This is a genomic window from Nesterenkonia maliinae, assembly GCF_051262655.1.
Classification (GTDB): domain Bacteria; phylum Actinomycetota; class Actinomycetes; order Actinomycetales; family Micrococcaceae; genus Nesterenkonia.
Genome location: NZ_JBIMEY010000006.1, coordinates 17,719 through 41,974 on the forward strand (window position 1 = coordinate 17,719; position 24,256 = coordinate 41,974).

Here is a 24,256-nt window from a genome sequence, read left to right on the forward strand (position 1 = left end):
TGCAGATCATCGCCGCATCGGGTCTCCGCAGCATCCCTGAGCAGTATGAAAGGTCATCAATGTCCACTCCAGTTCTCGAGACCGAGAACCTGGTCAAGGTCTATGGCAAGGGCGCAACCCGTTTCGACGCGCTCAAAGGTCTGACCTTCGAGATCCACGAGGGCGAATCCGTCGCCATCGTGGGCAAATCAGGTTCCGGCAAGTCCACCCTCATGCACCTGCTGGCGCTTCTGGACGAGCCCACCTCCGGCGTCGTCGCGCTGGGCGGGGAGCCGGTGACGGCGCTGAAGCCCAAGAAGGTCTCCCAGCTCCGCAATGACACCTTCGGGTTCGTCTTCCAGCAGTTCTTCCTCAACCCGAACCAGACCGTGCTGGAGAACATCACCCTGCCGCTGAAGATCGCAGGAGTGGGCAAGTCTGAGCGCAACCGCCGCGGCATGGAGGTCCTCGAGCAGCTGGACATGGCCGACAAGGCCAAGAACAAGGCGACCAACCTCTCGGGCGGGCAGAAGCAGCGCGCCTGCATCGCCCGCGCCCTGGTGAACAAGCCCACGGTGCTCTTCGCCGATGAGCCCACCGGCAACCTGGACACAGCCACCTCCGAGATCGTCGAGGACATGCTGTTCGGGCTGCACCGCGACCACGGCATCACCCTGGTGGTGGTCACCCACGACGAGGACCTGGCCGCGAAGTGCCAGCGTCGCCTGATGATGCAGGACGGCGAAATCGTCACCGAGGAACACGGCGCGACGGGGGTGCACGCATGAGGTCAGTCGACGTCGCGCGCACCGCGCTGGGCAACACCTTCCGCTCCAAGCTGCGCACCGCCCTGACGGTGATCGCCATCGTCATCGGTGCCTTCACGCTGACGCTGACCTCCGGACTCGGCGCAGGGGTCAACAAATATGTGGACACCGTGGTCGGCGGATTCGGCGGATCCTCGCAGATGTTCGTCATGAGCACTGGCGCCTCCGACGCCGAGCCCACCGACGGTCCGGCGGAATACGACCCGGAGGCCGCAACAAGCTCCGGCGGGATGTTCGGCCCAGGTTCCGGAGGCGGGGTGCTCACCGACTCCGACATCGAGTCGATCGAGGAGATCGACAACGTCTCCGCGGTGGACCCGATGGTCTTCGTCTCACCCGACTTCATCGAGACGCCCGACGGCGCGCAGTACGAGATGCAGCTCGACGTACCGGCCAACGCGCTGGGACTCGAGCTTGCGGCCGGAGACGCCCCCGGTGATGACGGCATGGAGCTCAGCATCCCCGAAGACTGGCTCACGATCTTCGATACCGAAGACGCCGAGCAGGTCATCGGCGAGACCGTCCAGATCGGCATCAGCAATGTGACCGGCGAGCAGTCCACGGTCGAGGCCGAGATCGTCGGCGTCTCCGAGGAGGCGCTCTCCGGCATCGGGGCGACCCCCATGCCGTCCCGGGAGCTCAACCAGGAGCTCAACGATCTCTCCATGGAGGGTTATGAAGGCCAGGCCCAGAACGCCTACACCATGGCGGTGGTCGATGTGGAGAACATCGAGGCCAACGAACAGGGCGTCAAGGACTCGCTGGTCGACGAGGATCTCCTCGGGCTTACCGTGGAGGATCAGATCGGCGCGGTCCAGGGCGTCATCGACGCGGTCTCCTGGGTGCTCTCCGGCTTCGGTCTGATCGCTCTGCTCGCGGCAAGCTTCGGCATCGTGAACACGCTGCTGATGTCGGTGCAGGAACGCACCCGAGAGATCGGCCTGATGAAGGCGCTGGGCATGTCCAGCGGGAAGGTCTTCGGACTGTTCTCCATGGAGGCCGTGGTCATCGGCATCCTGGGCTCGGTCATCGGTGTGGTGCTCGGACTCGGAGCGGGCCTTCTCGGCAACGCCTGGCTCACCGGCGAAGGCGGGCCTCTGGGTGCGGTCGCCGGGCTGACGCTCTTCGCGGTAGATCCGCTGGCGATCGTGGGCATCACCGCCCTGATCGTGTTCATCGCCTTCCTGGCCGGCACGCTGCCGGCGGCACGAGCGGCGAAGAAGGATCCGATCGAGGCGCTTCGCTACGAGTGAGCGCGGCCCGCTGGGCCTAGAGTGAGTCGTGAACACAAATTATGAACAAGGAGCTGACATGAGCAATCCTCCCTACGGAGACCAGCCCGCAGGTTTCCCCGGCGACCAGCCCGGCGGGCAGCCGAGCGGCCAGCCCGGGGGTTATGGCCAGAACCAGCCCGGCGGCTTTCCCGGTGGGCAGTCGGGTGGCTACGGCGGCAACCAGCCGGCCGACCAGTCCGGCGGCTACGGCCAGCCCACGTCCAAGTACGGCACGGATCCCTACGCGCCCGGCACCTACGGCGGGCCGGTCGCGGAGCCTAAGAAGTACAGCCTGCTCAAGACCCTGACCCTGGTCTCGCTGGCGATCTACGTGCTCAGCGCCCTGCCCGGGCTGTTCATGGGCGATGATGCAGCGGCTCGGCAGGAGATGATCGAACCGCTGGAGCAGCAGGGCATGACCGCCGCGGAGGCGGCCGAGATCGCGGACCTGACGGTCGGACTGATGACAGGCTTCGTCTGGGTCACCCTGATCGTCGGGGTCGGGCTCTACCTGCTGGTGTTCTTCGGACTTAAGAAGAACAAGAACTGGGCCCGGGTCACGGGCATCGTGTTCGCCATCATCGGCATCGTACTGACCCTGGTCGGTATCATCGGCGCCAATCTTCTGGGCCTGCTGCTTGTGGTGGCCCACGTGGCTGTGGCCGTGTACTGGCTGGTGCTTGCGTTCAGCCCAGAGGTCAAGGGCTACCTGGCGCAGTTCCGCCGGTAGTCACCACAGATTGCTCAACGGGGTCGCTCCTTCACGGGGCGGCCCCGTTCTGCGTCATGGTCATCCTCCGCGCAGCTCACGCCGACGCGGCGGGGATAGGGTGAGCTGGTGAACCAGACCTCCCCCAGCTCCCGGCGGATGATGACGGCGATGTTCCTGCCGCTCTTCGCGGCGCTGCTGAGCATCAGCATCGTCAACGTCGCCCTTCCCGCCATCGAGGAGAGCCTCGGAGCCACCTCCGCGGATCTCCAGTGGGTGCTCTCCGGCTACGCGCTGGCCTTCGGGATGGCACTGGTCCCTGCGGGACGGGCAGGAGACATCTGGGGCCGTCGCGGGATCTTCCTGTTCGGCGTCGTGCTCTTCGGCGTCGCCTCGCTCGGTGCCGCGCTGGCGATGACCCCGCTGGTGCTCAACGTCGCGCGGGTCTTCATGGGCTTCGCCGCGGGCATCCTCACCCCACAGATCATCGGCATGATCCAACGCCTGTTCAGCGGCTCCGCGCGCGGCCAGGCCTACGGGATGATGGGCACCATCATCGGGATCGCGGTGGCCGCCGGCCCGGCGCTGGGCGGACTGATCATCGACACCACCGGCTCAGACCTGGGCTGGCGGATGACGTTCCTGATCAACGTCCCGGTCACCATCATCGCGCTGATCGCCATCGTGCTCTGGCTGCCCAAGACCCTCGACGAGGCCGAGGCGCCTGACCCCGACGAGCTCCCCGCGGCGGCGGTGCCGGAGGTCGACCGGAACGCCCCTGCGGCTCCGGCCGCCCCGGCCGCCCGCGGCATCGCGCGCCTGGACCCGCTAGGGGTGGTGCTGCTCAGCATTGCGGTGCTGCTGTTGATGCTGCCCTTCATCCAGTTCCGCAGCCTGCTCGGCGGGCTTCTGGGCGTGGCAGGACTCGGCGTGCTGGTGCTCTGGGCGCTGTGGGAACGCCAGCTGGGGCGCCGCGACGCGGCCGCCCCGATGGTGAATCTGTCGCTGTTCACCCTGCCCAGCTACACGCTGAACTCACTGGTGCTGGGCCTGTACTTCGCCGGCATGCCGGCCACCTGGGCGGTGGTGGCGGTCTACGTGCAGCAGGGCCGCGGTGAGGGTGCGCTGATCGCCGGGCTGGTCACCCTGCCCAGCGCCCTGATGGTCATGCTGCTCTCCTCGCGGGTCGGCCGCGCGGTGGAGAGCAAGGGTCCCAAGATGCTGGTCGGCGGGACCATCGCCGGCGTCGTCGCGATGCTCTCGCTCGCCGGCGCCACAGCGCTGATGGAGACCCCGTACGGCTCGCTGTGGCTCATCGGGGCCGCGCTGGGCGTCGTCGGACTCTCCCAGGCGCTGATCATCCCGAGCGCGCAGACACTGTCGATGCGCGAGGTCCCGGAGGCCATGGCCGGAGCCGCGGGCGGTGTTGCGCAGACCGCCCAGCGGGTGTTCACGGCGATCGGCATCGCCGTGGTCACCGGCATCTACTTCTCGATCAGTGCCGACGCGGGCCATCAGTCGGCCATCGTGACCAGCTCGCTGGTGATCGCAGCCTTGATGCTGAGCTCGGTGGCGGCGGCGCTCTTCGCGGCCCGCCGAGCCCGGCAGGCCGCGCAGCGCGCGATCAGCGCAGACGGGTGACCGGGCGCAGGTCCTTGGCGGTCACGTAGGCGGGCGCACCGGCGAAGATCTCGGCGCGCTCCGGGGACTCCTCCCATGCCTGCTCGGCCTGCGCGAACTCCTCGCGATCACCGAACCGGCTGACGAACCAGGTGAGTTCATCCATGCCGTCGGAGAGCCACATCGACTCCACGGTGAACCCGCGCTCCTCTCGGGCCGGGATGACCTTCTTGGTGAGGAAGCCGACGAATTCCTGCGCCAGCGCCGGGTCCAGCGCGTAGCGACGCATGTAGGTGGTGCGCTCAGGCGCATCGTGGGGGCGCGAGCTCTCGGGTTGTGCGGCCATCAGGTCCTCCTGGATCGTGGGAACAGTTCGGGACGTACCCGGCCATCCTTTCAGACGTGGACGACGCCGAGAGTGGACAGTTGCATCCGGTCTGCGGCGGGCAAGCTCCGCCGGGTCTGGGACGATTCGCCAGGATGCCGTGATCACAGGGATAATCAGGCGCATGAGTTCTCAGCAGTCACTGCCCACAGGCGGCGCATCTGGCGCGCAAGAAACCCTCAAGAACTTCGGTCGGCGGACCTCCGGGATCAGCTTCGCCGTGATGATCACCGTGCTGCTGGTCGCGCTGGTCTTCGCCGCCAACCAGAACGACGTCATCGGCTGGATCATCGCGGTGATCGCCGGCGGCTGGCTGCTCCTGGCCACCGTGCTGGTGATCTCGGTGCGATCCGGCGCGAAGAAGTTCGGCCAGACGCTGGACTCTGCGCGCGCCGACGCCGCCTCGCGCCGGGCCGACTCACTGGGCGGCACCGCAGTGGTCGACGAGGACACCCACGCCCGGAACCTGAAGCTCGACCACTCGTTCAAGATCGTGCAGGTGCAGAAGCGGGTCATCACCCAGGAGCTCGTCAAGGGCGACGAGGCCGACCTGGCCATGGTGGACCGCGCGCTGGACACCATCGAGATGACCGCCGGCAACGGCCGGGACATGCTCTCCGAACACGTCGGGCGCGGCTCCGGCGATTCGGGTCAGGATGGACGCGGCGCCGACGACCAGCAGCGCGGAAGCCAGCGCCGCGCGAAGAACCGCACCAACGACGACGATCAGCCGATCACCGGCGAGATCGTCAACTGAGAGGACCCGACGTGACCCAGACTGCTGAGAACACCGCCGCTTCCACCGGCACCGCGACCACAGAGGCACCCGACTTCGGCGAGCACCCGCACCGCATCGTCGATCCCAAGCCCGCCGGGCAGACCCGGATCGCGTCGGTGAACGTCAACGGGATCCGCGCCGCGCACCGCAAGGGTATGGGCCAGTGGCTGGCAGACCGCGAGATCGACATCCTCGCGCTCCAGGAGGTCCGCGCCAACGAAGAGATCCTCACCAAGCTGGTCACCGACATGACCGAGCACGAGGACCAGCCCTGGCACGTCCACGAGTACGAGGCCGCCGACAAGGGCCGGGCCGGCGTTGCGATCATCTCCCGAAACGCCCCCATCGCCACCCGCAACGGCATCGGTGACGGCCACCCCGAAGATGACGGCCGCTGGATCGAAGCCGACTACAAGCTCGGGGACGGCTCCACCCTGACGGTGGTCAGCGTCTACGTCCACTCCGGTGAGGTGGGAACGCTGAAGCAGGAGCACAAGATGCGGTTCCTGCATTACATGACCGAGTACCTGCCGAAGCTGGCTCAGCGCGCCGATCACCTGTTGGTGATGGGGGACCTCAACGTCGGCCACCGGGAGCTCGACATCAAGAACTGGAAGGGCAACGTGAAGAACTCCGGCTTCCTGCCGGAGGAGCGCGCCTACTTCGACCAGTACTTCGGAGAGCTCGGCTTCTCCGACGTGGCCCGCTCGCTGGCCGGTGAGGTCGAGGGGCCCTATACCTGGTGGTCCTACCGGGGGAAGGCCTTCGACAATGACACCGGATGGCGGATCGACTATCACATGGCCACCCCGGCATTGGCGGAGCTCGCCGGCAACCTGAAGGTGGACCGGGCGCAGGACTACTCGCTGCGCTGGTCCGACCACGCACCGCTGGTCGTGGACTACAAGCTCCCCTGAACTCCGCCCCACCCTGACATCTGAACCCCGATCTCTGCCCGACGACACGAAGGAACTGCTGTGACTGAGCGCGTACTCTCCGGGATGCAGCCCTCGGCTGACTCCCTGCACCTGGGCAACTACCTGGGAGCGCTGGTCAACTGGGTGAAGATGCAGGAGCGCTACGACGCCTTCTTCTTCATCCCGGACATGCATGCGATCACCGTGCAGCAGGACCCCGCCGAGTTGCGCACCCGGGTCCGCCGGACCGCGGCCCAGTACATCGCCGGGGGCCTCGACGTCGAGCGCTCCACGGTCTTCGTGCAGTCCCACGTGCCCGAGCACGCCCAGCTGGGCTGGATCATGACCTGTCTCACCGGGATGGGGGAAGCCTCGCGGATGACCCAGTTCAAGGACAAGTCCGCCAAGCAGGGCGCCGACGCGGCCGGCGTCGGACTCTTCACCTACCCGATGCTGCAGGCCGCCGACATCTTGCTCTACCAGCCCCATGGGGTGCCCGTCGGGCAGGACCAGAAGCAGCACGTGGAGCTCTCACGCAACCTGGCCCAGCGCTTCAACCACCGCTACGGGGAGACCTTCCGGGTGCCGGAGCCGCTGATCCCAGAGGCTGGGGCGCGGATCTATGACCTGCAGAACCCCACCGCCAAGATGTCGAAGTCCGCAGCCTCGCCCGGGGGTCTGCTGAATCTCATGGACTCCGATAAGCAGATTGCGAAGAAGATCAAGTCCGCCGTGACCGACGACGGCGCCGAGATCCGTTTCGACCAGGTCGAGAAGCCCGGGGTATCGAACCTGCTGAGCATCTATTCCGCGCTCACCGATCGTCCGGTCGGGGAGATCGTCGAGGAGTATCAGGGCCGGATGTACGGCCACCTGAAGGTGGAGCTGGCCGAGGTGGTCGTGGCGAAGCTGAGCCCGATCCGCAGCCGCACCGAGGAGCTGCTGGAGGATCCTGGGCAGCTTGACGCGCTGCTGGCCACCGGTGCTGCGAAGGCGCGGGCCGTGGCGGGGGAGACCCTCGCCGAGGTCTACGACAAGGTCGGCTTCCTCCCCGCGAGCCCGCAGTGATCCTGGGCCACACCCATATGGTGAGCCCACGGTGAACGAGGACCCTTCTCGGCTGCGGCCGCGGACCGGCGGTCACGGGCTGATCGCCGGTCATGCGCGAGCCGCCGCGAAGGCGATGAACGACCGCGAGGAAGTCTCGGGGATGGTCAATCCCCTTGACCTCGAGGGGCTGCGCCGCCGCGAGGTCAAGGCGCGGCGCGCCTGGGGCCATGCCCGCCGGGAGGGCCCCAGCCGGGTCTCCATGTTCGGGCTGACCCTGTTCTGGGGGCTCACCCGCCTCGACACCACCCGCGGCATGCGGATCTTCAACCTGTTCCTCTTCCACTACGGCACGGTTATGGCCGCGGGCGCCGCGTACATGATGTTCTTCTCGGTCTCAGCAGCCCTGGTCGCCGGGTTCTCCGTGGCGGGTCTGGTGATCGGCGGCGACCAGGAGCTCCAGGACACCATCGTGGATCTGACCAATGACGCGCTGCCCGGAGTGATCGGTGAGGACGGACTGGCCACGCAGGCTCAGCTCTTCGACACCGAGGGCTTCGGGCTCACTCTGGTGGTCTCGCTGCTGGTTGCCGCGGTGGCCTCGCTGAGCTGGATCAATGGGCTGCGCGCCGGGATCCGGAGTATCTTTGACCGGCCGCTCATGGATGAGAACGTGCTCGTGGTGAAGTCTCGCGATCTCGGAGTGATGGTGCTGCTGGGCACGATGCTGCTGGCCGCCACCGCGACGAGCCTGATCTCGGAATCGGTGTTGGACTTCAGTGAGCGGGTGCTGGGCTGGAACCTGAATGTGCTGCAGGGACTTGTCGGCACGGTGATCACGCTGGCGGTGCCGCTGGTCCTGGACGTGCTGGTCGCGATTCTGATCTTCCGGGTGGCCTCCCGTGTGGTCATGCCGGTCTCGGTGCTGTGGCGGGCCGCGCTGATCGCCGCCGTTGGCTCCTCGCTGCTGCGTCAGCTCTCGACCTTCCTGCTCAGCGGGGTCGAGGGTGGGAACCTCATCGTGTCCTCCTTCGCCACCGTGCTGGGCTTCTTCGTGTACTTCTTCCTGCTCAGCCTGATCTACCTGCTCTGCGCCTCCTGGGCGGCGCTGGCCACCGACGACCAGAACCGCCGTCTGGGCCCGATCGCCGCATCCCGCTGAGCGCCGTCCGGGGGGTCCACTTATCGTAGGGCTGCAGGGGATCGTAGAGCTCTAGCCCTACGACGTTCCAACAGGTCTACGATTTTTCGACCGCAGGTTCGCCTCAGGGCGCGACGGACCGGCGGGGGCGCCGTGTTATCCACAGACCTTCGCATCCGGCCCCGATTCGGGGCGCCATTGCGCAGGGTGGAGAGATGGACCTCACCACTCCCATGCCGCGCCCCGCTCAGATCACCCTCATTCGCTCCCAGGAGCTCCCTGACGGCATCCACAGCAGCACAAGGTTGAAGAACGCGGTCAACGCCGGGGCGATGCTGCGGCTGCGTCGTGTCATCTACGTGCACACCGCCGACTGGCTTGCGGCGCCCCCGTGGGAGCGTCATCTGGCCGTCGCCGGCGCGACCGCGATGACCCGCGCGGCACCGGTCTTCTGCCGCGAGACCGGGCTGGCTCTTCATGGCGTCCCACTGATCCGAACCCCCGATGCGGTGCAGCTGCGCACCCGCCATCAGGGCGGTACGCGGCTGCTGCGTCCACCGGCCATGACCGGCTCGGCCGACCCCCGTGACGTGCTGCTCCGTCACCTCGCGAAGGAGGACGACGACGCCCGGGCCGCCGGCACGTCGGTCGCCGCGCTGCGCGGGATCCCCACGCAGCTGCATGAACACGTCACCCCGCCGCGCACCTCGCGCCCGGCGTTTCGCCTGCTTGTCGGCGCCGGCTTTGAGCCGCCGCATCAGGAGCTGGCCATGGGATTCCGAGATCACTGGCCTGGGGCGGTGACGCAGTGCGCGGTGGAGGAGTTCGGACTTCTGCTGGCAGACACGGTGCCGCGGATGGAGACCGGGGCCGGCGTCGTCGTCCTGGACCCGGTGCTCGGCGGCCGGGTGTGCTCGGGAGCGAGCCTCACCCGGGAAGCGCTCCAGGCATGGGGCGTGTTCAATCACTCGCAGCGAAGGCTCACCCGGTGGCGGGCGTGTCTTGAGCTGGCTGATGGACTCTCCGAGTCTGCGGGCGAGTCGCTCTCCAGGGTGCGAATGCTTGACCTGGGATTCGAGCCGCCGCAGCTGCAGGTCAGCTTCGAGCTCGGCGTCGCACTCGCGCGCGTGGACTTCTACTGGCCGGGCGTCGGGGTGGTGGGGGAGTTCGACGGGAAGTTGAAGTACACCCGCGGCGCCGGACTCAGCGGCGCGCCGGCGGAGGAGACCGTCTGGCAGGAGAAGCTGCGCGAGGACGCACTGCGCGCGCGTGGGCTGAAGGTGGTGCGCTGGGTCTGGGATGATCTGCAGCGCCCGGGCGTGCTGGCGGCTCGACTCCGCGACGCCGGCGTCCCTCTCGCGAAAAAATCGTAGACCAAACGAAAAATCGTAGGGCTGCAGCTCTACGACAAGCTGCAGCCCTACGATTTTTTGACCGCCGATGCGGGGATCACATGCTGCGGGTCAGCACCGCTCGCTTGACCTCTTGGATGGCCTTGGTGACCTCAATGCCGCGCGGGCAGGCGTCGGTGCAGTTGAAGGTGGTGCGGCAGCGCCACACGCCCTCTTTGTCGTTGAGGACCTCCAGGCGCATGTCGCCGGCGTCGTCGCGGGAGTCGAAGATGAACCGGTGGGCGTTCACGATCGCTGCCGGGCCGAAGTACTGCCCATCGGTCCAGAAGACCGGGCAGGAGGAGGTGCACGCGGCGCAGAGGATGCACTTAGTGGTGTCATCGAAGCGCTCGCGCTCCTCCGGGGACTGGATCCGCTCGCCGGTCGGGGCCGGGGAGTTGTTGACCATGAAGGGCATGATCTCGCGGTAGGACTGGAAGAACGGCTCCATGTCCACGATCAGGTCCTTCTCCACGGGCAGACCCTTGATCGGCTCGACCATGATCGGCTTGGAGGTGTCCAGGTCCTTGAGCAGCACCTTGCAGGCCAGACGGTTGCGACCGTTGATGCGCATGGCATCGGAGCCGCAGACGCCGTGGGCGCAGGAGCGGCGGAACGTCAGCGATCCGTCGATCTCCCACTTGACCTTGTGCAGGGCGTCCAGCACACGATCCGTGCCGTACATGGTGATCGTCCACTCGTCCCAGCGCGCGTCGTCGGAGAACTCCGGGTCATACCGGCGCACCTGGAGGGTCACGTCGAAGCTCGGGACCTCGCCTCCGCCCCCGCTCTCCTTCATGTCGATCTTGGACGCGGGCTCAGCGGCTTCTTTGGTGGGAGTGCTCATCAGTACTTACGCTCCATCGGCTCGTAACGGGTGAAGACGACCGGCTTGGTGTCGGCGCGGATGCCGTGGGTGCCGTCGGTCGAGGACTCGGGGTCGAGGTACATCATCGAGTGGAGCATGAAGTTCTCGTCATCACGCTCCGGGAAGTCCTCGCGGTAGTGTCCGCCGCGGGACTCCTTGCGGTGCAGGGCCGCGACGGTCATGACCTCGGCCATGTCCAGCAGGAAGCCGAGCTCCACAGCCTCGAGCAGATCGAGGTTGAAGCGCTTGCCCTTGTCCTGGATCTGCACGTTCTTATAGCGCGTGCGCAGGTCAGCGATCACCGCGAGGGCTTCCTTGATGGTCTCCTCGGAGCGGAACACCTGCATGTTCGCGTCCATGGTCTCCTGGAGCTCGGTGCGCAGCGTCGCAGTGCGCTCACCGCCGGTGGAGGCGCGCATCGCGTTGAGCTGGTTCTCGGTGAACGCCGTCGGGTTCTCCGGGATCTCCACGAAGTCAGCAGTCGCGGCATACTCCGCGGCTGCCAGACCGGCCCGCTTGCCGAAGACGTTGATGTCCAGCAGCGAGTTGGTGCCCAGTCGGTTGGAGCCGTGGACCGAGACGCAGGCGACCTCACCCGCGGCGAAGAGGCCGGGGACGACGGTGTCGTTGTCCTGCAGCACCTCGGACTTCACCGTGGTCGGCACACCTCCCATGGCGTAGTGACAGGTCGGGAAGACCGGCACCGGCTCGGTATAGGGCTCGACGCCGAGATAGGTGCGGGCGAACTCGGTGATGTCGGGCAGCTTCGCGTCGATGTGCGCGGGCTCCAGGTGAGTCAGGTCCAGCAGCACGTAGTCCTTGTTCGGGCCCGCGCCGCGGCCTTCGCGCACCTCGTTGGCCATCGACCGGGCGACGATGTCACGCGGGGCGAGGTCCTTGATCGTGGGGGCGTAGCGCTCCATGAAGCGCTCACCCTCGGAGTTGCGCAGGATGCCGCCCTCACCGCGAGCGGCCTCGGAGAGCAGGATGCCCAGCCCGGCCAGGCCGGTCGGGTGGAACTGCACGAACTCCATGTCCTCGAGCGGGATGCCGGCTCGGTAGGCCAGGGCCATGCCGTCGGCGGTCAGCGTGTGCGCGTTGGAGGTCGTCTTGAAGATCTTGCCCAGACCGCCGGTGGCGAAGACCACCGACTTGGCCTGGAAGACGTGGATCTCGCCGTTGGCCAGGTCATAGGAGACGACGCCGGCGGTCCGCTTCTGCATGTAGGTGGTTCCGTCTTCACGGGTCACCTCTTCATCCACGGTGAGCAGATCCAGCACGTAGTACTCGTTGTAGAACTCGACGTTGTGCTTCACACAGTTCTGGTACAGCGTCTGCAGGATCATGTGACCGGTGCGGTCAGCGGCGTAGCAGGCGCGGCGCACGGCGGCTTTGCCGTGGTCGCGGGTGTGTCCGCCGAAGCGCCGCTGGTCGATCTTGCCCTCGGGGGTGCGGTTGAAGGGCAGACCCATCTTCTCCAGGTCCAGCACGGCGTCGATGGCCTCTTTGGCCATGACCTCGGCTGCGTCCTGGTCCACCAGGTAGTCGCCGCCCTTGACGGTGTCAAAGGTGTGCCACTCCCAGTTGTCCTCTTCGACGTTGGCCAGTGCGGCGCACATGCCGCCCTGGGCCGCACCGGTGTGGGAACGGGTCGGATAGAGCTTGGTCAGCACCGCGGTGTGGGCGCGCTGGCCGGACTCGATGGCCGCGCGCATTCCCGCGCCACCGGCGCCGACGATGACGACATCGTACTTGTGAACCTGCATCAGCTTGTGGCTCTCTTTTCTTGGTGTTCGGAAGCTTGAGAACGCGCAGTCGTGCGCACCGGGTCAGGCCCGGCGGGCATCAGACGTTCTGGCAGAAGGAGGGTGACGACTCGAGCAGCTGGCCGGAGTTGTCGAGCAGGCAGGGCTCAAAGGTGAAGATGACCATGGTGCCTAGCACGATGATCACGATCACCGAGAGGTACAGGATGGACTTGAGCCACATCCGTGTGGAGTCCTTCTCTGCGTAGTCGTTGATGATCGTGCGCATGCCGTTGCCGCCGTGGAGCATCGCCAGCCAGAGCATCGTCAGGTCCCAGAACTGCCAGACCGGGTTGGCCCATTTGCCGGCCACGAAGCCGAAGTCGATCTGGTGGATGCCCTCGCCGACCAGCAGGTTGACCGTCAGGTGGACGAAGATCAGGACCACGAGGGCCGCGCCGGAGACGCGCATGAAGACCCAGGCGGCCATCTCGAAGCTGCCGGACTTCGACGAGCCGCTGCGCAGGTACTTCGGATCGATCCGCCCGGAACGGGGGGCCTCGATGCCCTGTGCGGGCAGAAGGGCGTCAGATTTTGTGGTGGTCATTTTCAGAACCCTCCCCAGCCGTCAAGGAACAGCATCAAGTGGCGGACGGTGAAGCCGATCATGGTGATGACCCAGAGGCCCATCACGGTCCACAGCATCTGGCGGTGGTAGCGGGTGCCCTGGGACCAGAAGTCCACCAGGATGATCCGCAGGCCGTTGAATGCGTGGAAGACGATCGCGCCGACGAGGCCGATCTCACCGACGATCATGATCGGGTTCTTGTACGCGCCGATCACCGCGTCATATGCCTCCGGCGAGACTCGCACGAGAGACGTGTCGAGTACGTGGACCAGGAGGAAGAAGAAGATCCCGACACCCGTGATCCGGTGTCCGACCCAGGACCACATACCTTCCCGGCCTTTATAGAGGGTGCCCTTTGTCTGCGTCACCTGTCATTACCTCCCTGCATCGTTGCATGGCGTTCCGCGCCGCACAGTTACGTACGTGTATTTCTTCGCTGCGGCGGTGCGGAAACCGTGACGCCGACGCGAGTCTGTTGTCAGCTACCAGACTAGAGCACCGCGGCCCCCGATGCGGGTCGTGGTGCCTTGCCGGAGACATTGTTGCGCAGCTCAGCGTAGGCCTGATCCGGTCCCGGAGGCCGCATGACAGCCAGATCCAAATGACTTCTACAACGTGTAGAAAAACCGCAATGTGGGGACGCAATTGTGAAAACTGCGGCGCAGACCCCCGCTGGGCGTTGTCCGCACGGCGCTCGAGGGTGCCCCGAGTCTCGCAGAACGCTGCCATGTGCCGGATCTGCCCACCCGCTGCGCGGCTGACCGAGCTTGAGCCAGGTATGGGTCTAGGCTGGTGAGGTGACTTCACAGGCATCCTTGGACAAGTTCTACACCGTGATCCCAGCAGGCGGGGTGGGCACGCGACTCTGGCCACTCTCCCGGGCCAGCGCCCCGAAGTTCCTCCACGACCTCACCGGAGCCGGCACCACGCTGATCCGCGGCACCTACGAGCGGCTCGCTCCGCTCACCGGGGAGCGCGTCATGGTGGTCACCGGGGAGTCCCACCGTGGGGCCGTCAGGGCGCAGATCCCCGAGCTCGATGAGAACGACCTGGTGCTCGAATCCGAGCCTAAGGACTCGGCGGCGGCCATCGGGCTGGCCGCCGCGATCCTGCACCGCCGCGACCCCGAGATCATCATGGGCTCCTTCGCCGCCGACCAGGTCATCGCCCCGGTGGAGATCTTCCAGCAGGCGGTGCGCGAGGCCGTGGCCACGGCGGCCACCGGAAAGATCGTCACCATCGGCATCGCTCCCACCCACCCCTCCACCGGCTTCGGCTACATTCGACGCGGCGCCACCCTCGAGGTCGACGGCGCGCCCATCGAGGGTGCCCCGCATGCCCGCGACGTCGCGGAGTTCGTCGAGAAGCCCGGCCAGGAGCTGGCGGAGAAGTACGTCACCTCCGGGGAGTATCTCTGGAACGCCGGCATGTTCGTCGCCCCGGTCGCCCTGCTGCTCGATCATCTGGCGCGCGCGGAGCCCACCCTCTACGCCGGTCTCGAGCAGATCGCCGCTGCCTGGGGCACCCCGGAACAGGCGGAGGTCACCGCACGGGTCTGGCCGGCGCTGCCGAAGATCGCGATCGACTACGCCGTGGCCGAGCCCGCCGCCGCCGCCGGTGATGTCGCCGTGATCCCCGGGAACTTCACCTGGGACGACGTCGGTGACTTCGCCGCGATCGCCCGACTGAACCCGGCGCGGGAGCAGGAGTCCATGACCGTGCTGGGAGAGAAGGCCAGGGTCTATTCGGACCAGTCGTCCGGCGTCGTCGTTTCAGACACCCAGCGCGTGGTGGCGCTGATCGGCGTGGAGAACATCGTGGTGGTCGACACCCCGGATGCCCTGCTGGTCACCACCACCGACCATGCCCAGTCGGTGAAGCAGGCCGTGGAGGCGCTGCGGGCGCAGGGAGAATCTGATGTCCTCTGAGCCGGCACGTCGCACGGTGATGCTCAAGGCGGCACATGCCTCGGCCTCCGAGGTCGTCGATGAGCTTGAAGCGACGCTGATCAGCTTGCGCCGGGACCTTCACGCCCATCCCGAGCTGTCGTGGAAGGAGGAGCGCACCACGGAGCGGCTCGCCGCCGCTCTGCGCGCGGTCGGCCTGGAGCCGGAGTTGATGCCCGAGACGACCGGTCTCTACGTGGACATCGGCGCCGGGGAGTTCGCCGCCGGATTCCGCGGAGACATCGACGCCCTGCCGGTGGCTGAGCTCACCGACCTCCCGTTCGCCTCGACCCACGCGGGCGTCACACATGCCTGCGGCCATGACATCCACACCACCGTCGCGCTCGGAGTCGCGCTGAGCCTGCAGCAGCTGCACCAGCAGCGGATCAACGACGGCGACCCGGCGGGTCTGGGCGCGAAGGTGCGGGTCATCTTCCAGCCGGCCGAAGAGACCATGCCCGGAGGCGCCCTGGAGATGGTGAGTCAGGGCGTGCTGGAGCCGCTGCCGCGGATCTTCGCGCTGCACTGCGACCCGCGCATCGAGGTCGGCATGATCGGCACCCGCATCGGAGCCATCACCTCGGCGGCCGACGTGGTGCGGATCAACGTCACCGGCCGGGGCGGACACACCTCCCGTCCGCATCTGACCGAGGATATGGTCTCCGCCCTGGCGCACATCGCCTCCACGGTCCCTGCGGTGCTCTCCCGCCGCGTTGACGTGCGCTCCGCGGTCTCACTGGTCTGGGGCCAGATCGAGGCCGGCAGCGCGCACAATGCGATCCCCTCCAGCGGGACCCTGGTCGGGACCATGCGGATCCTCGACGCCGAGGCCTGGCGTGACGCCGGCAAGCTCCTCGATGAGATCGTCGAGCAGGTCGCGGCGCCCTGGGGGGTCGACGTCGAGCTGGAGCACATCCGCGGCGTGCCCCCGGTGATCAACAACGAGCGCGAGACCACCATGCTGGAGCACGCCGGCCGTGAGGTGCTCGGCTCAGAGGGGCTGGAGCTCGCCCCGCAGTCCATGGGCGGGGAGGACTTCGCCTGGATGACCCAGGAGCTTCCCGGAGCGATGTTCCGGCTCGGGACCAAGACCCCCGGCGGCATCGACTTCGACCTGCACCGTGGGGACTACATCCCGGATGAACGGTGCATCGGCTATGGCACCAAGATCATGGTCACCACCGCGCTCAGCGCGATCAACGAGCTGCGCCGGGACTAGCCGAGACGCGCCAGCACCGCCGACCTTGGCGCACGCGGCCCCGTGTGGCCTCGTAGGATGTCCTCTATGACTGAGCACGATGACTTTCTGACCGGACGGATCGCGCGGATCCCGGCTCCGAACCACGATGCCGACTGGGAGCGACTCACCACCCAGGCGCGCATCGCCATGACCCGGGCGTACGTGCCCTACTCGGACTATCCGGTGGGCGCCGCCGCGCTGCTGGAGGATGGATCGATCGTCTCCGGGTGCAACGTGGAGAACGCCTCCTACGGGCTCACCCTCTGCGCCGAGTGCACCATGATCGGAGCGCTGCAGATGGCCGGCGGAGGCAAGATCGTGGCGTTCACCTGCGTGAACCGGCAGGGCGAGTACATCACCCCCTGCGGTCGCTGCCGTCAGCTGCTGCTCGAGTTCTCGGCCGAGACCATGCACGTGCGCACCGCCAGGGGCGCCACCACCCTGGCCGCCCTGCTGCCAGAATCCTTCGGCCCCCGCGATCTTGAGATGAACGACTTGGAGAACCGATGAGCGCTGCTGGTGCCACCTATGACCGCTCCGCCCACGACGCGGTCGAACTGATCCGGATCAAGCGGGACCACGGGCGGCTCTCCCCGGAACAGATCGATTGGATGATCGCCGCCTACACCGACGGATTCGTCGGAGACGAGCAGATGTCCGCGCTGGCCATGGCGATCCTGCTCAACGGGATGACCAGGGAGGAGATCGGGCATTGGACCGCCGCGATGATCGCCTCGGGCGAGCGGATGGACTTCTCCTCCCTGCGCACGGCCGACGGCGGTCGCAGGCTCACCGCGGACAAGCATTCCACCGGAGGAGTCGGTGACAAGATCACGCTCCCGCTGGCCCCCCTGGTGGCGAGCTTCGGCGTGCCCGTCCCGCAGCTCTCCGGACGCGGCCTCGGTCACACCGGCGGCACCTTGGACAAGCTGGAGGCCATCGAGGGATGGCAGGCGGACCTGAGCAATGAGGCTCTGCTGCGCCAGCTCGATGAGGTCAACGCCGTGATCTGCGCGGCCGGCCCGGGACTGGCCCCGGCCGACAAGAAGCTCTACGCGCTGCGTGACGTCACCGGCACCGTGGAGGCGATCCCGCTGATCGCGTCCTCGATCATGTCCAAGAAGATCGCCGAGGGCACCGACGCCCTGGTCCTCGATGTGAAGGCCGGTTCCGGTGCCTTCATGAAGTCCCGGGCCGACGCCGTGGAACTGGCCCGCACCATGGTCGCCCTGGGCACCGACGCCGGCGTCAAGACCTCCGCGCTGCTGACCGATATGGACACCCCGCTGGGACTGACCGCTGGCAACGCCATCGAGGTCCAGGAATCCGTGGAGGTGCTCGCCGGCGGGGGACCGGCCGACGTCGTCGAACTCACCGTCGCGCTGGCCCAGGAGATGCTCACCGCGGTGGGCATCACCGGGGTGGATCCCGCGGAGAACCTGCGCAACGGACGCGCCATGGATTCCTGGCGCCGCATGATCGCCGCGCAGAGCGGCAATCCCGACGCAGCGCTGCCCCAGGCGGTGCACACCCACACGATCAACGCCGGTGTCTCCGGGACCATGACTCGGATGGACGCGATGGCCGTGGGCCTGGCCGCCTGGCGGCTCGGTTCCGGCAGGGCGCGCAAGCAGGATGCCGTGCAGGCAGGAGCCGGGGTGCGCATGCACGCGAAGCCCGGCGACGCCATCACCGCCGGTCAGCCGCTGTTCACCCTGCTCACCGACGACGAGCACCGGATCGCCAGGGCGCAGCAGGCGCTCGACGGCGCCGTGGACGTCGACACCGAGGGTGGACCGCACGAGACCCCAGACCTGGTCTTCGATCGCATCAGTGCCGCGGATCTGACCGACTGAGGCCACCTGGATGAGTCCTGGGCAGATCCTCGATGCCATCAATCAGACCATCCTGGAGGCCGCCTCCGGATGGTGGACCCTGGTGGGCCTCTTCGTGCTCTGCGTGGTCGACGGGTTCTTCCCCGTCGTGCCCTCCGACTCGCTGGTCGTCGGACTGGGCTCGCTCTCCGGGGAGCCCGGCACCCCGTTCCTGCTCTGGGTGATTCTGGTCGCGGCCTCCGGGGCGCTGCTCGGAGACTTCATCGCCTACCGGATAGGCCGCGCGATCGGACCGATGCGTTTCGGTTGGATGCGTCGCCCCACCCCGCAGCGCACGCTGATCTGGGCTCGCCACGAGCTCGACAAGCGCGGGGTGCTGCTGATCTTCGTGGGCCGGTTCATCCCCGGAGCACGGGTGGCGATCAACTTCGTCGCCGGCACCACCGGGTTCTCGCTGCGACGGTTCCTGGCCATCGACGCCGTCGCCTCGCTGGTCTGGGCCTCCTACTCGGTGGGGATCGGCGCGATCAGTGCGAACATCTTCGACTCGGTGCTGGTCGCGATGACGGTCTCGATCACCGGCGCAGTGGTGCTGGGCTGGATCTTCGACCGGATCTTCCGGCTCGTCACGCGCTGGCTGGATCGCAAGGGCGTCCACCTCGATCCCGAGGGCTACTTCGACACCGCCGCGCTGCCGGTAGAGCCCCCGCTGCGGCTGCACCGCGACCACCGCGACCACCGCGACCACCGCGACCATGGTGATCACGCGAGGGACCATGCACGCCATGACCGGGAGGCCGGGGATCACGGTGACCGCGAACACCCCGAGGACGACGGCGGCCCGGCCCGCTGAGCGAGCCCTCTCTCGGGTGCCCGGGCGACGTACCTCCTGGTCCTGGATAGACTCACTCCTATGACTTCTACCGCTGCCGAAGCCCGCTCCGCCGCCGCCAAGCTCGAAGAGCAGCTGCGCAACCTGCCCAAGGTCTCCCTGCACGATCACCTGGACGGCTCGCTCCGCCCGTCGACGCTTATCGAGCTCGCCGCGGAGATCGGCCACGAACTTCCCAGCCAGGATGCAGAGGAGCTCGCCGAGCGCTTCCGCCAGAACGCCAACTCCGGATCGCTCGAGTCCTACCTGGAGGCCTTCGCGCACACCACCGCCGTCATGCAGACCGCCCCGAACCTGCGCCGCGTCGCCAAGGAGTACGTCGAGGATCTCGCCGCCGACGGCATCATCTACTCCGAGGTCCGCTGGGCCCCCGAGCAGCACCAGGAGCAGGGTCTGAGCCTGGACGAGGCCGTCGAGGCCGTACAGGAGGGGCTGAACCAGGGGATGGAGACCGTCGCCGAGCAGGATGGCGTCATCGTCGTCGGCCAGCTGGTCTCCGCGATGCGCCAGTCCGACCGCGCCGATGAGATCGTCGAAGTCGCGCTGCGCCACCGCGACAAGGGCGTCGTCGGCTTCGACATCGCCGGCCCCGAGGCGGGCTTCCCGCCCAGCCGCTTCGCCGACGCCTTCACCCGGCTCGCCACCGAGATGCTCCCCACCACGGTCCACGCCGGTGAGGGTGACGGCATCGAATCCGTCCGCGATGCGCTGGTCTCCGGCCGCGCCCAGCGCCTGGGCCACGGCGTCCGAGTGGCCGATGACATCAGCGTGATCGAGGGTGATGTCGACTCCGAGGCAGGAGAAGAGGTCTTCCAGGTTGAGCTCGGTCCCGTGGCCCGCTGGGTCCGTGACCGCCAGATCCACCTCGAGGTCAGCCCCACCTCCAACGTGCAGACCGGCGCGATCGCCGGCTTCGCCCAGGGCCAGCCTCCCGAGCTCAGCGACCACCCCTTCGACATGCTCTACCAGCTGGGCTTCAATGTCGGGGTCAACACCGACAACCGACTGGTCTCGGGCGTGACCCTCTCCGGAGAGCTCGCCCTGGTCGCCAGCACCTTCGACTACGGCCTCGGTGAACTCGCCGACTTCCAGATCAACGCACTGGAGTCCTCCTTCCTCGGTCACGAGGAGCGCGAGGCCCTGGCAGGCATGATCCTCGAAGCCTGGCAGTGACGCTGAGCCGCGGTCGGCAGACCGGCCCCGGCCCGACCAGCCCCGATTTGACCAGCCCCGGTCCGACGAGCGCCGGTCAGGCAGGGGCTGGTCCCGCAGGCGATGACCAGATCGCGATGCTTCGCTGGGTCATCGCCCGGCTGCGCGAGCACTGCCCCTGGACCTCCCAGCTGACCCACGGGGATCTCACCGAGTACCTCGTCGAAGAGGCCTATGAGGTGCTCGAGGAGATCGAGGCCGGCAGCCTCGACGAGGGTCTGCGCAAGGAGATGGGGGACCTGCTCTTCCAGATCGCGCTGCACGCCCAGCTGGCCGAAGAGCGCGGCAGCTTCGACCTCGACGGGGTGGCGCAGGCCATCACCGCGAAGCTGGTGCGCCGCAGCCCGCACGTGTTCACCGCTGATGGGCGCCTGTCGGTGGACGCGCAGGCGAGCGTCGAGCAGGTTGAAGCCGCCTGGACCCGGATCAAGGCCGAGGAGAAGGCGGCGGAGCACCCAGTCTCCGGAAACCCGGCGCCCGCGCACCGGACCGCGGCAGACCCGTCGGACGACGACGGCGGGACCCACCTCTCCGGCGTCGTCGGCTCACTCCCGGCGCACCTGCCGGCCCTCGCCAAGGCGGCCAAGGTGATCGATCGGCTCGGGCGGGAGCGCAGTGAACATCTCCCCAACTCTGACCCGGCCACGCTGGCGGCGGCTGACGAGGAGGAGCTCGGTGAACTACTGTTTGCTGTGGTGCGCACCGCACGCGCTGCGGGCCAGGACCCGGAGCGGGCGCTGCGCAGCCATCTGAACCGCATGACCTGATCGAGAATCTGCACAGAACGACGAGCTTCACCAGCTTGAGAAGAAGGACGCACCGGCGCAAGGGCGCGCTCGGCACCCCCGAAAAGTTTCCCACCGAATGAACAACAAGGAGCCGACAGAATATGTCTCTGATCGTCAGTGTGTATGGCCGCGAAATCCTCGACTCGCGGGGCAACCCGACCGTCGAGGTCGATGTCCTCCTCGAGGACGGCAGCTTCGGCCAGGCCGCAGTCCCCTCCGGCGCCTCCACCGGCGCCTTCGAAGCCGCAGAGCGTCGCGACGGTGACAAGGATCGCTACCTCGGCAAGGGCGTCACCGACGCCGTCGGCGCCGTCAACGACGTCATCGCCGCCGCCCTGGAAGGACAGGACGCGACCGAGCAGCGCATCATCGACCAGATCCTGCTCGACCTCGACGGAACCCAGAACAAGAGCTCCCTGGGCGCCAACGCGATTCTCGGCGTCTCCCTGGCCGTGGCCAAGGCCGCAGCCGATGCCTCCGACCTGCCGCTGTACAAGTACCTCGGTGGTCCCAACGCGCACCTGCTGCCGGTGCCGATGATGAACATCCTCAACGGCGGGTCCCACGCGGACTCCAACGTCGACATCCAGGAGTTCATGATCGCCCCCATCGGCGCGGCGACCTTCTCCGAGGCGCTGCGCGCCGGCGTGGAGGTCTACCACTCGCTGAAGGCGCTGCTCAAGGAGCAGGGCCTGGCCACCGGACTGGGCGACGAGGGCGGCTTCGCACCGAACCTTTCGTCCAACCGCGCGGCACTGGACCTGATCACCGAGGCCATCAAGCGGGCCGGCTACACCCCGGGCAAGGACATCGCGCTGGCCCTGGACGTGGCAGCCAGCGAGTTCTACGCCGACGGCGTCTACACCTTCGAGGGCGAGTCCCGGACGCCGGAGCAGATGAGCGCCTACTACGGCGAGCTCGTCGCCGCCTACCCGCTGATCTCCATCGAAGATCCGCTCGATGAGGACGACTGGGCCGGCTGGAAGACCCTGACCGAGCAGATCGGGGACAAGGTGCAGCTGGTCGGTGACGACCTCTTCGTCACCAACCCGGACCGTCTGGCCAAGGGCATCGCCGCGGACACCGCGAACTCGCTCCTGGTGAAGGTCAACCAGATCGGCTCGCTCACCGAGACCCTCGACGCGGTCTCGCTGGCTCAGCGCAGCCGCTACACCACGATGATCTCGCACCGCTCCGGCGAGACCGAGGACACCACCATCGCGGACATCGCCGTGGCGACCAACTCGGGCCAGATCAAGACCGGCGCACCGGCCCGCTCCGAGCGCGTCGCCAAGTACAACCAGCTGCTGCGCATCGAAGAGGAGCTCGGCGACGCCGCGCGCTACGCCGGAGCCTCCGTGTTCCCGCGCTTCAGCGCCTAGTCAACGCCGGTCATCACCGCCGCTGCACGCCACCCAGCACCGCGTGACGCGCGCAGCTGACCAGCCCGACGCAGCGCCGAGCAGGACGGGGCGTCAGGCCACGGATCATGGTTTCGACCAGAGGTCCGTGTGCCTGGCGCTCCGTCCTTCTGCGTCCTCGGGCCTCGAGGAGAATCCACGCGTCAGCCTGACCCGTTCGCGTGTCAGATCCGGGTCCGGAGGCCCGGTCCAGATATCCTCGAAAGCCACGCCTACTTTCCCCTCTTCCCCTCAAGGCGGTGACATATCGTGCCGAGCAGACGTGCCTCCTCAGCGGAGGTCAAAGCGCGCGCGGCCCAGGCCCGTCGGCTTGCCGAACGCGAGCAGGTCTCCGGTGAGATCCGGACCCCCGCCGACATCACCGCGCGACGGAAGAGGAACACCTCCACCGCTTCGGGATCGCCGAAGACCCCGGTCAGCGCCGCCACGGCGGTCCCGGAACGGAAGTTCCCGGGCCGGATGATCGTGCTGAGCATCGTGGTCCTGGTGGTCATCTCCTTCCTCGTCCCTACCGTGAACAGCTTCTTCCAGCAGCGCTCGGAGATGAACGAGCTCCAGTCGCAGATCACAGCCGAGCAGGAGGAACAGGCTCAGCTGCAGTCGGAGCTGGTGCGCTGGGATGATCCAGACTTCGTCCGCCAGCAGGCCCGGGAACGGATCAACCTGGTCATGCCGGGGGAGCGTCGCTACCAGGTGATGGGCGATGCCGAGGAGAGCGCCGAAGAGCTCGACGAGCTGGACTCCACCGACGTCCGCCACGACCTTCCCTGGGCCGAGGCGCTCTGGGACTCGCTGGTCCGCTCCGCCGCCGAGGACTGAGCCGACCCGCCCCTGAGCCGCCGCACCTGAACCGACCCCACCCCCGCGTCGGCGGACTGGGCCCGGTGAGGCCCAGCAGTGCAGTAAACTCGGCTCCCGTGAACTCGACTACGCCGCACCCCAGCGATCTGGACACCCTGAGCCTGCAGCTGAGCAGGCCCGTGCGCGACGTCGTCGAAATCCCCGCCCGCTGCACCTGCGGAAACCCCCTGGTCGCAGCCACGGCACCACGGCTGAGCAACGGAATCCCGTTCCCGACCACCTTCTACCTCACCCACCCTGCCGCCACCGCCGCCGTGTCACGGCTCGAGGCCTCCGGGCTGATGGCGCAGATGAGCGAGCGACTCAGCACCGACACCGAGCTTGCCCAGGCCTATCGTGGCGCCCATGAGAACTACCTCGCCGAGCGCGACCGGATCCGGGTTCTCGCGGGGCTGGAACCGGTGTGGGAGATCGAGGGCATCAGCGCGGGAGGCATGCCTGACCGGGTCAAGTGCCTGCACGTGCTCGTCGGGCACTCGTTGGCGGTGGGACCCGGGATCAACCCGCTCGGCGACGAGACGCTGGCGCTCATCAGTGAGGAATTCAGCCCCCAGGTCTGCAGCTGCGCCAGTTCCTGGGACCACGACGCCGACGTCCCGCAGCGCGATCTCAGCCGGCATGTGCGCCGCAGGAACCAGGGCTTCGCCCGTCAAGACGACACCGCCGCGCAGGACCCGGTCTCGCAGGACACCGGAGAGACCGCATAGAGTGCTGGCAAGGACCCCCGCGGGACGGCCACGCCGTCGACCGCT

The 24,256-nt window shown here is 67.5% G+C and carries 24 protein-coding genes; 19 read left to right on the forward strand and 5 right to left on the reverse strand.

The genetic code is table 11. From position 1 onward, the window contains the following. The first annotated feature begins 59 nt into the window (after nt 1–59). The 4 genes from ACHAA4_RS11070 (at nt 60) to ACHAA4_RS11085 (ending at nt 4,430) form a co-directional block, all read left to right on the forward strand. The gene (locus ACHAA4_RS11070) at nt 60–767 is read left to right on the forward strand and encodes an ABC transporter ATP-binding protein (protein ID WP_435774234.1); all 708 of its coding nucleotides are present in this window, start codon (nt 60–62) and stop codon (nt 765–767) included. Further along, nucleotides 764–2,059, forward strand: coding sequence for an ABC transporter permease (locus ACHAA4_RS11075; protein ID WP_435774235.1), 1,296 nt, complete (start codon nt 764–766; stop codon nt 2,057–2,059). The genes ACHAA4_RS11070 and ACHAA4_RS11075 overlap by 4 nt, the downstream gene beginning before the upstream one ends. Before the next feature lie 58 nt (nt 2,060–2,117). Then, entirely contained in the window at nt 2,118–2,810 is a 693-nt protein-coding gene (locus ACHAA4_RS11080; protein WP_435774236.1) for a DUF4064 domain-containing protein, read from the forward strand. Nucleotides 2,811–2,918: 108 nt separating this feature from the next. Then, entirely contained in the window at nt 2,919–4,430 is a 1,512-nt protein-coding gene (locus tag ACHAA4_RS11085; protein ID WP_435774237.1) for an MFS transporter, read from the forward strand. Here ACHAA4_RS11085 and ACHAA4_RS11090 read toward each other — a convergent pair. After that, nucleotides 4,414–4,755 (reverse strand): hypothetical protein, encoded by a 342-nt coding sequence (locus tag ACHAA4_RS11090; protein ID WP_435774238.1) that lies wholly within the window; start codon nt 4,753–4,755, stop codon nt 4,414–4,416. The two genes, ACHAA4_RS11085 and ACHAA4_RS11090, sit on opposite strands and share 17 nt — an antisense overlap. A gap of 163 nt (nt 4,756–4,918) precedes the next feature. Between ACHAA4_RS11090 and ACHAA4_RS11095 the strand changes: the two genes are divergently transcribed. From ACHAA4_RS11095 to ACHAA4_RS11115, 5 genes are all read left to right on the forward strand, one after another. Beyond that, nucleotides 4,919–5,551, forward strand: a complete 633-nt coding sequence (locus tag ACHAA4_RS11095) for a hypothetical protein (protein ID WP_435774239.1) — start codon at nt 4,919–4,921, stop codon at nt 5,549–5,551. Nucleotides 5,552–5,646: 95 nt separating this feature from the next. Then, nucleotides 5,647–6,489 carry an exodeoxyribonuclease III gene (locus ACHAA4_RS11100; protein ID WP_435774393.1) on the forward strand — a complete coding sequence of 281 codons (843 nt, stop codon included), beginning with the start codon at nt 5,647–5,649 and terminating at the stop codon, nt 6,487–6,489. 30 nt (nt 6,490–6,519) lie between these two features. Next, a complete protein-coding gene (gene trpS / locus ACHAA4_RS11105; protein ID WP_435774394.1) occupies nt 6,520–7,557 on the forward strand; it encodes a tryptophan--tRNA ligase in 1,038 nt (345 codons plus the stop codon). Between the two features lie 31 nt (nt 7,558–7,588). Beyond that, nucleotides 7,589–8,698 carry a YihY/virulence factor BrkB family protein gene (locus ACHAA4_RS11110; protein WP_435774240.1) on the forward strand — a complete coding sequence of 370 codons (1,110 nt, stop codon included), beginning with the start codon at nt 7,589–7,591 and terminating at the stop codon, nt 8,696–8,698. 194 nt (nt 8,699–8,892) lie between these two features. Continuing rightward, on the forward strand, nt 8,893–10,050 hold the full coding sequence (locus ACHAA4_RS11115) for a hypothetical protein (RefSeq protein WP_435774241.1): 1,158 nt from the start codon (nt 8,893–8,895) through the stop codon (nt 10,048–10,050). A gap of 76 nt (nt 10,051–10,126) precedes the next feature. Here the strand turns inward: ACHAA4_RS11115 and ACHAA4_RS11120 are convergent, their stop codons facing one another. The 4 genes from ACHAA4_RS11120 to sdhC form a co-directional block, all read right to left on the reverse strand. Further along, on the reverse strand, nt 10,127–10,915 hold the full coding sequence (locus ACHAA4_RS11120; protein ID WP_435774242.1) for a succinate dehydrogenase iron-sulfur subunit: 789 nt from the start codon (nt 10,913–10,915) through the stop codon (nt 10,127–10,129). Further along, nucleotides 10,915–12,702 carry a succinate dehydrogenase flavoprotein subunit gene (gene sdhA / locus ACHAA4_RS11125; protein WP_435774243.1) on the reverse strand — a complete coding sequence of 596 codons (1,788 nt, stop codon included), beginning with the start codon at nt 12,700–12,702 and terminating at the stop codon, nt 10,915–10,917. Before sdhA ends, ACHAA4_RS11120 begins: the two co-directional genes overlap by 1 nt. A gap of 79 nt (nt 12,703–12,781) precedes the next feature. Continuing rightward, the gene (locus tag ACHAA4_RS11130; RefSeq protein ID WP_435774244.1) at nt 12,782–13,288 is read right to left on the reverse strand and encodes a succinate dehydrogenase hydrophobic membrane anchor subunit; all 507 of its coding nucleotides are present in this window, start codon (nt 13,286–13,288) and stop codon (nt 12,782–12,784) included. 2 nt (nt 13,289–13,290) lie between these two features. After that, complete coding sequence (gene sdhC / locus ACHAA4_RS11135) at nt 13,291–13,677, reverse strand: succinate dehydrogenase, cytochrome b556 subunit (RefSeq protein ID WP_084479674.1); 387 nt, start codon at nt 13,675–13,677, stop codon at nt 13,291–13,293. Between the two features lie 429 nt (nt 13,678–14,106). Between sdhC and ACHAA4_RS11140 the strand changes: the two genes are divergently transcribed. From ACHAA4_RS11140 to ACHAA4_RS11185, 10 genes are all read left to right on the forward strand, one after another. Beyond that, entirely contained in the window at nt 14,107–15,237 is a 1,131-nt protein-coding gene (locus tag ACHAA4_RS11140) for a mannose-1-phosphate guanylyltransferase (RefSeq protein WP_435774245.1), read from the forward strand. Nucleotides 15,238–15,256: 19 nt separating this feature from the next. Beyond that, nucleotides 15,257–16,474: an amidohydrolase gene (locus ACHAA4_RS11145; RefSeq protein ID WP_435774395.1), complete on the forward strand. Its 1,218-nt coding sequence runs from the start codon at nt 15,257–15,259 to the stop codon at nt 16,472–16,474. A 66-nt stretch (nt 16,475–16,540) separates the two neighbouring features. Continuing rightward, nucleotides 16,541–17,005 carry a cytidine deaminase gene (locus ACHAA4_RS11150; protein ID WP_435774246.1) on the forward strand — a complete coding sequence of 155 codons (465 nt, stop codon included), beginning with the start codon at nt 16,541–16,543 and terminating at the stop codon, nt 17,003–17,005. Next, nucleotides 17,002–18,351, forward strand: coding sequence for a thymidine phosphorylase (locus ACHAA4_RS11155; protein WP_435774247.1), 1,350 nt, complete (start codon nt 17,002–17,004; stop codon nt 18,349–18,351). The genes ACHAA4_RS11150 and ACHAA4_RS11155 overlap by 4 nt, the downstream gene beginning before the upstream one ends. A gap of 10 nt (nt 18,352–18,361) precedes the next feature. Further along, nucleotides 18,362–19,183, forward strand: a complete 822-nt coding sequence (locus tag ACHAA4_RS11160) for a DedA family protein (protein ID WP_435774248.1) — start codon at nt 18,362–18,364, stop codon at nt 19,181–19,183. A gap of 60 nt (nt 19,184–19,243) precedes the next feature. Further along, the gene (locus ACHAA4_RS11165; RefSeq protein ID WP_435774249.1) at nt 19,244–20,395 is read left to right on the forward strand and encodes an adenosine deaminase; all 1,152 of its coding nucleotides are present in this window, start codon (nt 19,244–19,246) and stop codon (nt 20,393–20,395) included. After that, nucleotides 20,392–21,201: a MazG nucleotide pyrophosphohydrolase domain-containing protein gene (locus ACHAA4_RS11170; RefSeq protein WP_435774250.1), complete on the forward strand. Its 810-nt coding sequence runs from the start codon at nt 20,392–20,394 to the stop codon at nt 21,199–21,201. Before ACHAA4_RS11165 ends, ACHAA4_RS11170 begins: the two co-directional genes overlap by 4 nt. A 122-nt stretch (nt 21,202–21,323) precedes the next feature. Beyond that, nucleotides 21,324–22,604 (forward strand): phosphopyruvate hydratase, encoded by a 1,281-nt coding sequence (eno, locus tag ACHAA4_RS11175; protein WP_435774251.1) that lies wholly within the window; start codon nt 21,324–21,326, stop codon nt 22,602–22,604. A 288-nt stretch (nt 22,605–22,892) separates the two neighbouring features. Next, on the forward strand, nt 22,893–23,462 hold the full coding sequence (locus ACHAA4_RS11180; protein ID WP_435774252.1) for an FtsB family cell division protein: 570 nt from the start codon (nt 22,893–22,895) through the stop codon (nt 23,460–23,462). A 98-nt stretch (nt 23,463–23,560) separates the two neighbouring features. Beyond that, nucleotides 23,561–24,211: a DUF501 domain-containing protein gene (locus ACHAA4_RS11185; protein WP_435774253.1), complete on the forward strand. Its 651-nt coding sequence runs from the start codon at nt 23,561–23,563 to the stop codon at nt 24,209–24,211. Nucleotides 24,212–24,256 lie beyond the last annotated feature (45 nt).

What these genes read in the sequence shown, in the direction of transcription:
- ACHAA4_RS11090 (WP_435774238.1), bottom strand. Translation starts at nt 4,755, where the DNA reads ATGGCCGCACAACCCGAGAGCTCGCGCCCCCACGATGCGCCTGAGCGC.
- ACHAA4_RS11095 (WP_435774239.1), top strand. Translation starts at nt 4,919, where the DNA reads ATGAGTTCTCAGCAGTCACTGCCCACAGGCGGCGCATCTGGCGCGCAA.
- ACHAA4_RS11070 (WP_435774234.1), top strand. Translation starts at nt 60, where the DNA reads ATGTCCACTCCAGTTCTCGAGACCGAGAACCTGGTCAAGGTCTATGGC.
- ACHAA4_RS11155 (WP_435774247.1), top strand. Translation starts at nt 17,002, where the DNA reads ATGAGCGCTGCTGGTGCCACCTATGACCGCTCCGCCCACGACGCGGTC.
- ACHAA4_RS11145 (WP_435774395.1), top strand. Translation starts at nt 15,257, where the DNA reads ATGCTCAAGGCGGCACATGCCTCGGCCTCCGAGGTCGTCGATGAGCTT.
- ACHAA4_RS11165 (WP_435774249.1), top strand. Translation starts at nt 19,244, where the DNA reads ATGACTTCTACCGCTGCCGAAGCCCGCTCCGCCGCCGCCAAGCTCGAA.
- ACHAA4_RS11080 (WP_435774236.1), top strand. Translation starts at nt 2,118, where the DNA reads ATGAGCAATCCTCCCTACGGAGACCAGCCCGCAGGTTTCCCCGGCGAC.
- ACHAA4_RS11130 (WP_435774244.1), bottom strand. Translation starts at nt 13,288, where the DNA reads ATGACCACCACAAAATCTGACGCCCTTCTGCCCGCACAGGGCATCGAG.
- ACHAA4_RS11120 (WP_435774242.1), bottom strand. Translation starts at nt 10,915, where the DNA reads ATGAGCACTCCCACCAAAGAAGCCGCTGAGCCCGCGTCCAAGATCGAC.
- ACHAA4_RS11075 (WP_435774235.1), top strand. Translation starts at nt 764, where the DNA reads ATGAGGTCAGTCGACGTCGCGCGCACCGCGCTGGGCAACACCTTCCGC.
- ACHAA4_RS11160 (WP_435774248.1), top strand. Translation starts at nt 18,362, where the DNA reads ATGAGTCCTGGGCAGATCCTCGATGCCATCAATCAGACCATCCTGGAG.
- ACHAA4_RS11115 (WP_435774241.1), top strand. Translation starts at nt 8,893, where the DNA reads ATGGACCTCACCACTCCCATGCCGCGCCCCGCTCAGATCACCCTCATT.
- eno (WP_435774251.1), top strand. Translation starts at nt 21,324, where the DNA reads ATGTCTCTGATCGTCAGTGTGTATGGCCGCGAAATCCTCGACTCGCGG.
- sdhA (WP_435774243.1), bottom strand. Translation starts at nt 12,702, where the DNA reads ATGCAGGTTCACAAGTACGATGTCGTCATCGTCGGCGCCGGTGGCGCG.
- ACHAA4_RS11150 (WP_435774246.1), top strand. Translation starts at nt 16,541, where the DNA reads ATGACTGAGCACGATGACTTTCTGACCGGACGGATCGCGCGGATCCCG.